The organism is Pseudonocardia sp. CA-107938 (assembly GCF_050936315.1).
GTDB lineage: Bacteria > Actinomycetota > Actinomycetes > Mycobacteriales > Pseudonocardiaceae > Pseudonocardia.
Genome location: NZ_JBNJNA010000001.1, coordinates 5,030,760 through 5,041,096, shown reverse-complemented (window position 1 = coordinate 5,041,096; position 10,337 = coordinate 5,030,760). Strand labels below are relative to the sequence as shown.

Here is a 10,337-nt window from a genome sequence, read left to right as displayed (position 1 = left end):
CCACGGGACCGGCGGCGCACCAACGAGCCCGTCGACCTGGTCTCGCTGCTCGCACATACGGTGCGGGAGATCGAGGCGTCGCTGCGGGGCGGGCGGATCGGGCTCACCACGCGGGCGAAGTTCCAGGCCGTCGCGCTCGCGCTGCGCGAGGAGCGCGCCCGGGTCAAGGCGGACGAGACCGTCACCGAGTCCAAGCGCGGTGAGCAGCTCAAGCGGCTCGACGGCATCGCGACCATCCTCGCGAAGACCGCGGTGCGGGACGCCGGGCTCCTCTCCCTGCTGGACGACGAGGCAGAGGTGCTGCCGGAGGCCCGCGAGGTCAAGCGGGACATGCTGCGCAGCCTGGGCATCGAGCCCGTCGTCGAGGAGGCGCCGGCCGCCGAGGAGGCCGCCGCCGAGGCGAAGCACCGGGTCGTGCCGCAGTCGGTGATCTCGCGGCAGCTGGCCAACCCGTTCCTCGCCCCCGACTTCTCGGCGGCCCGCCCGCGCCAGCCGCGCACGACCCGGTTGGCCACGTGGGAGCTGCTGGGTCCGCTGCTGCGCTCGTTCGAGCGGGCCAGCGCCGGCGCGTCCGCGTGCATGGACCTCCCCGAGCGCGAGGTCCGGCGCACGCCGCAGGGCCGCGAGCTGATGCCGCACCAGGCGCAGGTGGTGGCCGCGGCCGCGGCCGGGCACCGCACGTTCCTGCTCGCCGACGAGCCCGGGCTGGGCAAGACGGCGCAGGCCCTGCTGGCCGCCGAGGCGGCAGAGGCCTACCCGCTGCTCGTCGTGGTCCCCAACGTCGTGAAGACCAACTGGGCGCGCGAGGCCGGGCTCTGGACACCGCGCCGCACGGCCACCGTCATCCACGGCGACGGCGAGTCGATCGACGGCTTCGCCGACATCATCATCGTCAACTACGAGGTGCTCGACCGGCACGTGGGCTGGCTCGGCAACTTCGGCCTGCGCGGGATGGTCGTCGACGAGGCGCACTTCATCAAGAACAAGTCGTCGCAGCGTTCGAGGAACGTCCTGGAGCTGTCCGCGCGCATCCGCGCCCGCATGATGCGGCCGCTGCTGATGGCGCTCACCGGCACCCCGCTGATCAACGACATCGAGGACTTCCTGGCCATCTGGCAGTTCCTCGGCTGGATCGACGAGAAGAAGCCGCTCCCCGACCTCATGCACGAGCTCGACGAGACCGGCCTCACCCCCGCCGACCCGGGCTTCTACCCGGCGGCGCGGCAATGCGTCGTCGACATGGGCATCGTCCGCCGCCGCAAGATCGACGTGGCCGCCGACATCCCGGCCCGGCGCATCGCCGACCTCCCCGTCGAGTTGGACGGGCCGGCCGGCCGCTCGATCCGGGCCGCCGAGCGCGACCTCGCCCGGCGCATGGTCGCCCGGTACGAGACGGCACTGGCGGCGCGTGACTCGGCCGAAGAGGTGGTCGGGATCGACCGCGAGCTGGTGGACCAGGTCGCGCGCTGGGAGCTGAAGGACGCCGCCAACGCGAAGTCCGGCGACAACGTCTTCACGATGATGCGCAAGATCGGCCAGGCGAAGGCCGAGCTGGCCGCGGACTACGCCGCGCAGCTCGCCCGCAGCGCCGGCAAGGTCGTGTTCTTCGCCAAGCACGTCGACGTCATGGACGCCGCCGAGGCCACGTTCGCTCAGCAGGGCGTGCGGTACTCCTCGATCCGCGGCGACCAGACGTCGAAGGTGCGGCAGCAGAACATCGACGCGTTCGTCAACGACCCGGGCGTCTCCGTGATCGTCTGCTCGTTGACCGCGGCCGGGGTCGGCATCAACCTGCAGGTCGCGTCCAACGTGGTGCTCGCCGAGCTGTCCTGGACGGCGGCCGAGCAGACCCAGGCCATCGACCGCAGCCACCGCATCGGGCAGACCGAACCCGTCACCGCCTGGCGGATCATCGCGGCCCAGACCATCGACGCGCGGATCGCCGAGCTGATCGACGGCAAGGCCGGCCTGGCCGCGACCGCGCTCGACGGTGCCGAGGTGCAGCTCGGGGCGTCGGCCGACGTGCAGCACGCCGCACTCGTCGCGTTGCTGGTCGACGCGCTGTCCGCGGACCCGGTGCACGCCGGCTGACGGGACTACGTCGTCACGTTGCCGGCGACCTTCTCCACGTGCAGCCGGACGATGACGCGCTCGAACTCCGGCCCCTCCGGCGGCGGGTCCTGGCCCAGGTACTTGTGGCTGAGCAGCGTGCCCAGCGTCTTGTCCGGGTCGGGTTCGATCGTCACGGTGCCGCGCAGCTGCGTGTGCCGGTACGGGTTCGTCGCGTCCGTGATCGACACGCTGATGCGCGGGTCCTTCCGCAGGTTGCGGACCTTCCGCCGGTCCTCGGTCGCGCTGAAGACGACCGTGTCGTCGTCGGGGCCGACCCAGACGACCGACGTCTGCGGGCCGCCGTCCGGGTCGAGCGTCGCCACCGTGGCGAAGTTGGGGCCGTCGACGAGGGCACGGACGCCGGGTGGGAGTGGGATCGCCATGTTCGATCGAAGGCACGGCGGCCGGCCGGTATTCCGGCCGGCCGCCAGGTCATCCGAGAGCGATCACGTCCGGTACCGGAACAGGATCCGGCCGCGCGTGAGGTCGTACGGGCTGATCTGCACGAGCACCCGGTCCAGCAGGACGATCTTGATGTAGTTCTTCCGGATCTTCCCGCTGATGTGCGCGAGCACGACGTGCCCGTTCTCCAGCTCCACCTTGAACGTCGCGTTGGGCAGCGCTTCGACGACGGTGCCGTCGACCTCGATGCCTGCGGCAGCTCGACTCATCGCAGCACCAGCTCCAGCCCGCTGCTCATGCGCCGTCCGCCGATGCTGTCGAACAGCGCCAGCGCGGCCGTGTTCGACTCGTCGACGTCCGCCGATGCGGTGTCGATCCCGGCGCGGTGCAGCGTCGCCAGGACGTCGACGAGCAGCGCCCGGCCGATCCCCAGCCTGCGCCGCTCGGCCCGCACCGCGATCGACGCGATGCGGGCGTGCCGGCGCCGGGTCACCACGCGGACCAGCCCGTCGTACCCGTCGGGACCGGCCGCCACCGCGTACCGGGTCGGATCGCAGGGTGCGCCCGGCGGGGGCCAGCCCGCCGTCGCCTCGATCTCGGCCCCGAGCGCCGCCCAGGCCGTGCGCAGCGGCTCCTCCTCGGCCGCGCCGACCGGCAGCAGCGTCACCCCTGCCAGCGGCACGGCGTGCCCCGGACCGACGGGCAGCGCGTACAGCCACTCGCGGCGCCGCAGCGCCATCCCCGCCCGCTCCCACCGCTCGACCGTGTCGTGGTCGACCTCGTCCACCATCGTGTGGAGCGGCCGCGGCAGCTCCGCCAGCACGGCGGCGGCGAGCTGGTCGAAGACGTCGCCGTGCCAGGCGTCGACGCTGACGAAGATCCGCCCGTCGGGCCGGCGCGACGCGTCGCCGCGGCCGATCTCCCGGCCGTCCGCCACCGCGCGCCACCGCCCCTCGGCGACGCGGTCGATCACCGCGCGCCGGACATCGGAATGCACAGGTTCCATGGTTGTCGCCTCTCCTGAGTGCCTGTCGTGACGGGCACTCCTGGCGACAGCTACATCAGCCGCCCGACCGGGACGAGGAGAGCACCCACGTGCGTACAGCGTTCATGGGTCTCACCTCCCTGGGTGGGGTCGCGGTCGGGAGCACCGTAGCGGGCGGACGCTCCGCTCCCCCACCGGTTTTCGCGCTGGCTCACACCGGCCGCGGCGCGAGGCCGTCGAAGAGGACCGTCAGCGCGCGCGCCTGCACGTCCTCGCCCAGGTCGGCGCCGGCGAAGACCCGCGAGGTGCCCACGAGCAGGGCGTAGACCTCCGGGAGCTCGACGTCGGTGCGCACCGCGCCGGACTCCTGGGCGCGCCCGAGCAGCGCCCCGACCGCCCGGCGCAGCTCGGCCGAGGCGCGGGCGGCCTCGTCCTGGTCACCTCCGGCGTCGAGGAGCGCCTCCCCGATCGCGATCTTCGCCGCCGCGTCCGCCACGAGGTGCCGGAAGAAGCCGAAGAACGCCCCGCCGGGATCCGCGTCCCCGAGCAGGGCCTCGGCCTGCGCGCGGAGCCCGGCGAACCGGCGGACGAGCACGGCCTCCAGCAGCAGCGCCTTCGTCGGGAAGTGCCGGAAGACCGTGGCGATGCCGACGCCGGCGAGGCTCGCCACCTCCTCCGTCGACGCGGAGCCGCCACCTCGCCCGAACACCTCGTCGGCGACCTCGAGGATCCGCTCGCGGTTGGCCCGCGCATCGACGCGCTGCGCCCGCGCACTCATCGTCGACCGCCCTTGTTTCCGGAGTCACGACTCCGCATAATCGGAGTCGCCACTCCGGACAGTACGCGGACGCCAGGAGGAACCCATGTCCCGCAGCCCCCGCGAGGTCTTCCACGCGCTCGTCGAGGGCGTCGCCGCCCGCCGCTGGGACGAGCTGCCCGAGCTCTACGCCGAGCGGACCGACGTCCGGCACCCGCTCGACCCGCTGCGCCGCCCCGCCATGGTGTCCCGCGACGAGCTGCGCGAGCACTTCCGGCCCGACGACGCCACCCGGCAGATCGACCGGCGGGTCGCGAACGTCGTCGTCCACGAGACGGCCGACCCCGAGGTGATCGTGGCCGAGTTCGAGTACCAGGGCACCGTCCGCGGGGAGCCGTTCACCCAGCCCGGGATCTTCGTGCTGCGCGTGCGCGACGGCGAGATCGTCGAGTCCCGCGACTACCTCGACCACCTCACCGGCGCCCGCATCCGCGGGCAGCTCGCCGACCTGGTGGCAGCCGTTCAGGCGTGAGCCGGCGCGTTCATCCCGGCAGCAGCGGCCGCATGGACGTGCGGTCGTACCCCAGCACGCAGCCGCTCTCGTCGCTCAAGCGGGGGTCCTGTCCCGGTCCGCGCTCTCCGCCTCCCCCGCGTGCCCGCCGAACAGCGGCAGCCCCGCGCCGTGCTCGTCGATCGCGACGCCGGCCTCGTCGAACGAGTGCTGCACCGCGCGCACCATCTCCAGCACGGCGCGGTCGCGCCACAGCGTGCGGTCGGAGCTCATGTCGAGCCCGAGCCGGCGCGCCACGACCGGCAGCAGGTCGTAGCGGTCGACGTCGGCGAGGGCGCGGGCACCGATCTCGGTGCCGAGGTACCGCCCGTTGAACGGGGCCGCGGGATAGGTGACCCCGCCGATGACCAGCGGCTGGTTCGCGATCGCCGGCACCGCGTGCCAGCGCAGGCGCAGCTCGGCGAACCACGCGTGGTCCGGGTGTGTCAGCGGCACCTCGAGCACCGCGTCGGACGGGATCTCGAACAGCTCCTGGCGCCCGTGCCCCGCCGAGATCAGCAGCGGCAGCACGTCGAACCGCCCGGGCGGGGACGGGCGCTGCCAGCCCAGCGCCACGACCTGGTCGGTGAACTCGGCGTAGCGCCCGTCGCCGCGGACGTCACCGGCATCGGTGCGGTGCCCTGCGTAGCGGACGAGCTGGTCGTTGTGGATGCGCGGCCCCGGCCGGCCGGGACGGTCCGGCGCGAACACCGTGATCGTGGGGCGGATGCGGCCACCGCGGCCGGCCTCGCGCAGGTGCCCGATGCAGCCCTCGGCGACGTCGACCGGCCGGCTGACGTGGCGCAGGTCGCGCACGCGCAGGTCGTCCGACCGACCGTCCCGGGCGGCGCGGGCGCCGAACGTCAGCTCGTCGAGGGTGTGGGTGTACGAGCCGGTGGCGTCGATCTCCTCGTCGATCTGCGCGATCCGCTCGCGCATCGGCAGGGCCGGTACGGTCTCGGCGTAGAACCGCTCGATGAACCGGCGCGCGGCGACCCGGTCGACCGGAGCCGGCCCGCTCGCCGGTGCGACGGCGTCCGCGCGGCTCGCCGTCCTGGCGGGAGCGGGCCGCGGCGCAGGCAGGCGCACCTCGGTGGGCGGGGTGTCCTTGACGCGGAAGTAGTCCCCGCCCTTGCGGGCCGGGTCGTCGGTGGCCCACTCGCGACGCTCGTGGATCCGCGCCATGCGCGGGATGTGCTTGCGGCAGTGGATGTAGGCCTCGTCGACCTTGACGACCACCCAGCGCTCGGCCGCGCGACCGCGGTCGGCAGGGGGCGGCAGGTCGGGGTACTGGTCGCGCAGCAGGTCGTCCTCGACGATCCACGCCTTGCCGTTGACGTGCAGGCCGATCAGGTCCTGCACGAAGTCGACCATCAGGATGCCGACGTGCCCGTTCTCGCTGATGTTGCCGAGGCTCGCGTGGACGCCGTTGCCGCGGTACTCGGGGTACGCGAGGTGGTGCTCGTCGAGCACCTGGATGAAGCCCGGCTCACCGGCCCGCAGCGACGCGTCGCACTCGCCGTTCGCATCGGCCGTCGACAGGAACAGCATCTCCATGCGGCCGATGAACTCGATCATCGTCGGCAGCAGCCGGTCGCGCACCTGGTCGGCGTAGAAGCGATCGGCGCGCGCGGTGGTGCCGTAGGCGCACTGGAGATCGTGCTCGCCCGCGGACCCCGGCCGATGCTGCAGCACCGGCGGCGCGGAAGGCTCGAACGGCGCACCGACCCGGTCGAGGAGGTCCGGTCGTGCGCGGGAGTCGGGGGCCGATGTCACGCTGCCACCTTGCCATCGCACGCCTGCGCCGGACCGGCCGTGCGGCGTGACTGCCCCCTCGATCGGTGAACGGCCCGAGATCGACATCCGGGAGCCTAGAAACCCGGCGTGGGCCGGAACGCGTTCACCGCCCGGTCCGCGACGACCTGGCCGTCGGTCCCGGAATCCAGGACGGTGTTCCGGGACGACGCGGGGTCGACCATGACCGCCGTGACGGCGAGCTCCTTCGACGCCTCGGTCGTCAGCAGGGCGTCGACCTGGGCGGCGAAGCAGGAGTCGCTCGACGTGGCGCGGACGTCCAGCGCCACCACGTGGTTGGTCGCGACGTAGTTGCCGGTGCCCGCCGCCACCCGGATGACGACGGGCGTCGCACCTGGCGGCCGGATGTTCTGCGCGTCGATGACCGCGGAGAAGTGGTTGCCGATGACGGAGTTGTTGCTGCCGCTGATGCTGAGGAGTCCGAAACGGTCGTCCCGCCCGTTGTCGACTCCCTGGAACGGCGCCCAGGGCTCGTGGTCACGCAGGAAGTGGTTCGAGGACACGAGGTTCTCCGAGCTGTTCGCCGCGAGGACCACCATCCCCGGGTAGAAGGAGTGCAGGCGGTTGGCGGTGACGGTCGACCGCGTGACGCCGTCGAGGTGGATGCTGCTCGCACCCCGCGGGAAGACGTTGTTCGTGGCGACGAGCAGCCCGCCGTGGTGCTCGGCGTAGATCGCGTGGCCCCGGGGACCCGCTCCGACCAGGTTGTCGGTGATCTTCGACGCCTGCCCCCATCCGCGCAGCTCGATGCAGCTACCGCACTCGGCGATGAAGTTGTCGTGGACGGAGAGCGCGTCCGCGTTGCAGACGGTGAGCGCGTGTTCGAGGTAGACGAAGCCCATGCCGGTCACGCGGAACGAGTCGTTCGCGGTCGCGACGTGGATCCCCGTCCTGCCGTTGACGTAGGTGTTCTCCGGCGGCAGCCCCGAGCCGTCCGCGGTGAAGTGCAGCCCGTCGATGCAGAAGTCGGCGAACTCGACCGAGCTGATGCGCGGGCTGCCCGTCCGCTCGACGAGGAACGCGGCTCCCTGGATGTCGACCAGGACGCGACTCCCGCCGGGCCACAGCTCGTGCAGGTCGGGCCACTCGTCCTCGGGGACGTTGAACCGGATGCTCGACGACGAGAAGCCGTGTCCCGAGCCGCGGATGCTGAGGAAGCTGATGTCGATCACCACCTGCGTGCGCAGGCGGTAGTCGCCGGGCGGGAGGTGGATCACCGCGCCCGGCTTCCCGCCGTCGTTCACATCGGTGCTGGTCTGCCGCTCCTTGATGTCGGCGATGATGCTGTTGATCACCTCCCCGACGTCGTCGGACGGGTCGCCGACGGGCCACGCGGTCACGTCGTAGTGGTTGCGGCTCGACATGGGTTCTTCCTTCGTGGCGGAGGTCAGCCGAGCGGGTAGGCCGTGCCGTCGGCGTCCCGGGACGTGAGCGTGGCGCAGGCCCCTCGCGGCGCCGGGAACGCCAGCGCGCCGAAGGCACCGGCGATCTCGACGACCGGCCCGTCGACGACGACCCGCACCGGGCCGCTGCACGGTACGGACCACTGCCCGAGGTCCGCGGTCGCCGTCAGGGTGCCTCCGGTTCGCTCGAGCCGGAACACGTTCCGGACGCCCTCGTCGAGGGCGAGGATTCCGCCCCGCGACCACTCGATGTCGACGGCGCCACCCACCGGCTCGGGGAGCGCGGCGAGCGGTCGGCCCGGGCCCCGACGCCCCGCCAGGCCCGTCGGGAAGCGGAGCTCGAGCCGGTCCCCGACGAGTTCGAGCCGGTGCGGCAGGCTGTGCGCTCCGGCCCACCCCGCGTCCGGGTCGGCGACCTGCCGGAGCCAGTGCACGATCCCCGGTTCGCCGTCCTCGTCGCGGAAGACCGCCCCGGCGTAGTAGGAGGGGCCGTAGGTGAGCCGCCGCCAGGGTGTTCCGGCGACGAAGCGTCCGTCGACGATCTCGCCGAGGGTGTAGGCCTCGTAGTGCGGGCGCACCGGCTCCCAGACGGAGACGATCAGCGCCCACCGCTCCCCCACGCGGACGACCTGCGGGCACTCCCACGCGGATCCCGTCCACACGCCGTCGGTCTCGCTCGCGTGGCGGGCGGCGAACACGCCGTCGTAGCGCCATGTCGAGAGGTCGTCGGAGGTCCAGGAGTAGACGACCGCGGTGCCGTCGGGCCGCCCGGAGCCGATGATCATGCGCCAGCGGGTGCCGTCGTGGACGACCGCGGGGTCCCGGAACGCCACCGACTCCTCCCCGTCCGGGAGCTCGGCGACGACGGGGCCCTTCACCCACTCCTCCCACGTGCTGCCGCTGCCCGGGCCCGGCCGCGCGGTGCGGACCCGGCCGATCTCGACGGCGGCGTCGTCGACCGAGGTGTAGAACAGCGTCGCTTCGCCGTCGCGGCCGGTGGCGATGCTGCCGGACCAGCAGCCGCCGTCGCCGTCCCCCGGTTCAAGTGCGGTGGGGCGGGTCTCCCACGTCAGGAGGTCGCGGGAGGTGGCATGGCCCCACCGGCACTGCGGAGCCCAGTCGGTGACACCGGGAACGTGCTGGTAGAAGAGGTGGTACGTGCCGCCGTGGAAGGTCAGTCCCAGGGGGTCGTTGATCCATCCCGAGGGCGAGGTGAAGTGGAGGACCGGGCGCAAGGACTGATCTCTCTGCGAGTCGTGGGTACCTGGGGCCGTCACGGCCGACGGGGAGGGGCGACCGACTCGCGGACCACGAGCGGGCAGGGCAGCAGGAGCGGCTCGAACGGCCCGACGGGCTGGTCGTTGCCCCCGGTGAGCATCTCGGCGGCGGTCTCGAGCGCCCAGGCACCCATCTCGTAGTGCGGCAGGGCGACGGTGGTCAGACCGGGGGCGAGGTTCGCCGCGATGATCTCCTGGTTGTCGAAGCCGACGATCGAGAGGTCCTCGGGGATGCTCAGCCCGAGTTCGCGGGCGGCCCGGTAGGCGCCCATCGCCATGCGGTCGTTGTAGCAGAACAGGGCGGTCGGCCGGGCCCGGCCGAGGACCCCCTTGGCGAGCTCGTAGCCGTCCGCCGGCTCGGAGGCGGACTCCCCGACGAGCTCCTCCTCGTACGGGATGCCGTGCTCGGCGAGCACCTGGCGGTAGCCGGTCAGCCGGCCGCGGGTGGCGGGGACGTCGTCGTCGTTGTTCAGGAAGGCGATGCGCCGGTGGCCGGCCTCGGCCAGGTGCCGCACCGCGGCGACCGCCCCGCCGACCTCGTCGGGGACGACCGAGGGGAGCCGGCCCGTCCCGTCGGTCGCGTCGATGAGGACGGCGGGCAGCCCGGAGAGGTTCGACGGGAGGGAGATCTCCCGGTGGTACATGGTGGCGTACAGGACGGCGTCGACCTGCCGGTCGATGAGCGCCTGCACCTCGGCCCGGTGCGCCTCGGCGTGGTTGCCGCGCTCCGCGTTGACGATCACCAGGGTCAGGCCGTGGGCGCGGGCCGCCTCCTGGGCGCCGAGGATGATCCGGCCCGCATGGGGCGTGGTGGCGATCTCCTCGCTGAGCAGGCCGATGAGCCCGGACCTGCGGGTCCGCAATGCCTGGGCCACCCGGTTCGGGCCGTAGCCGAGGCTCCGCGCAGCCTCCCGCACCCGGTTCTTCGTCTCCTCGGCGACGCGGGTGTGCGGGGTCTCGTTCAGCACGTGCGAGACGGTCGTGACGGAGACGCCGGCCAGCTTCGCCACGTCCCGGATGCCTACGGTCTTCATGG

Annotated in this window: 10 protein-coding genes; 2 read left to right on the top strand and 8 right to left on the bottom strand. The window is 72.8% G+C overall.

The genetic code is table 11. From position 1 onward, the window contains the following. Nucleotides 1–60: 60 nt before the first annotated feature. A complete protein-coding gene (locus ACQEVB_RS24945; protein WP_432975638.1) occupies nt 61–2,091 on the top strand; it encodes a DEAD/DEAH box helicase in 2,031 nt (676 codons plus the stop codon). 5 nt (nt 2,092–2,096) lie between these two features. On the opposite strand, the gene ACQEVB_RS24940 is transcribed toward ACQEVB_RS24945, so the two are convergent. The 4 genes from ACQEVB_RS24940 to ACQEVB_RS24925 all read right to left on the bottom strand — a co-directional run bounded on the left by ACQEVB_RS24940 (nt 2,097) and on the right by ACQEVB_RS24925 (nt 4,277). Next, complete coding sequence (locus tag ACQEVB_RS24940) at nt 2,097–2,495, bottom strand: PPOX class F420-dependent oxidoreductase (RefSeq protein ID WP_432975635.1); 399 nt, start codon at nt 2,493–2,495, stop codon at nt 2,097–2,099. A 63-nt stretch (nt 2,496–2,558) separates the two neighbouring features. After that, the gene (gene infA / locus ACQEVB_RS24935; protein ID WP_432975632.1) at nt 2,559–2,783 is read right to left on the bottom strand and encodes a translation initiation factor IF-1; all 225 of its coding nucleotides are present in this window, start codon (nt 2,781–2,783) and stop codon (nt 2,559–2,561) included. Beyond that, nucleotides 2,780–3,511, bottom strand: coding sequence for a GNAT family N-acetyltransferase (locus ACQEVB_RS24930; RefSeq protein WP_432975629.1), 732 nt, complete (start codon nt 3,509–3,511; stop codon nt 2,780–2,782). The genes infA and ACQEVB_RS24930 overlap by 4 nt, the downstream gene beginning before the upstream one ends. Nucleotides 3,512–3,710: 199 nt before the next feature. Next, nucleotides 3,711–4,277 (bottom strand): TetR/AcrR family transcriptional regulator, encoded by a 567-nt coding sequence (locus tag ACQEVB_RS24925; protein ID WP_432975626.1) that lies wholly within the window; start codon nt 4,275–4,277, stop codon nt 3,711–3,713. 85 nt (nt 4,278–4,362) lie between these two features. Between ACQEVB_RS24925 and ACQEVB_RS24920 the strand changes: the two genes are divergently transcribed. Continuing rightward, the gene (locus tag ACQEVB_RS24920; protein ID WP_432975623.1) at nt 4,363–4,788 is read left to right on the top strand and encodes a nuclear transport factor 2 family protein; all 426 of its coding nucleotides are present in this window, start codon (nt 4,363–4,365) and stop codon (nt 4,786–4,788) included. A 75-nt stretch (nt 4,789–4,863) separates the two neighbouring features. Here the strand turns inward: ACQEVB_RS24920 and ACQEVB_RS24915 are convergent, their stop codons facing one another. From ACQEVB_RS24915 to ACQEVB_RS24900, 4 genes are all read right to left on the bottom strand, one after another. Next, nucleotides 4,864–6,582, bottom strand: coding sequence for a nitric oxide synthase oxygenase (locus ACQEVB_RS24915; RefSeq protein WP_432975620.1), 1,719 nt, complete (start codon nt 6,580–6,582; stop codon nt 4,864–4,866). A 95-nt stretch (nt 6,583–6,677) separates the two neighbouring features. Further along, nucleotides 6,678–7,985 carry a NosD domain-containing protein gene (locus tag ACQEVB_RS24910; RefSeq protein WP_432975617.1) on the bottom strand — a complete coding sequence of 436 codons (1,308 nt, stop codon included), beginning with the start codon at nt 7,983–7,985 and terminating at the stop codon, nt 6,678–6,680. A 23-nt stretch (nt 7,986–8,008) separates the two neighbouring features. After that, complete coding sequence (locus ACQEVB_RS24905; RefSeq protein WP_432975614.1) at nt 8,009–9,259, bottom strand: glycoside hydrolase family 32 protein; 1,251 nt, start codon at nt 9,257–9,259, stop codon at nt 8,009–8,011. A gap of 38 nt (nt 9,260–9,297) precedes the next feature. Continuing rightward, complete coding sequence (locus tag ACQEVB_RS24900) at nt 9,298–10,335, bottom strand: LacI family DNA-binding transcriptional regulator (protein WP_432975611.1); 1,038 nt, start codon at nt 10,333–10,335, stop codon at nt 9,298–9,300. Nucleotides 10,336–10,337: the final 2 nt, after the last annotated feature.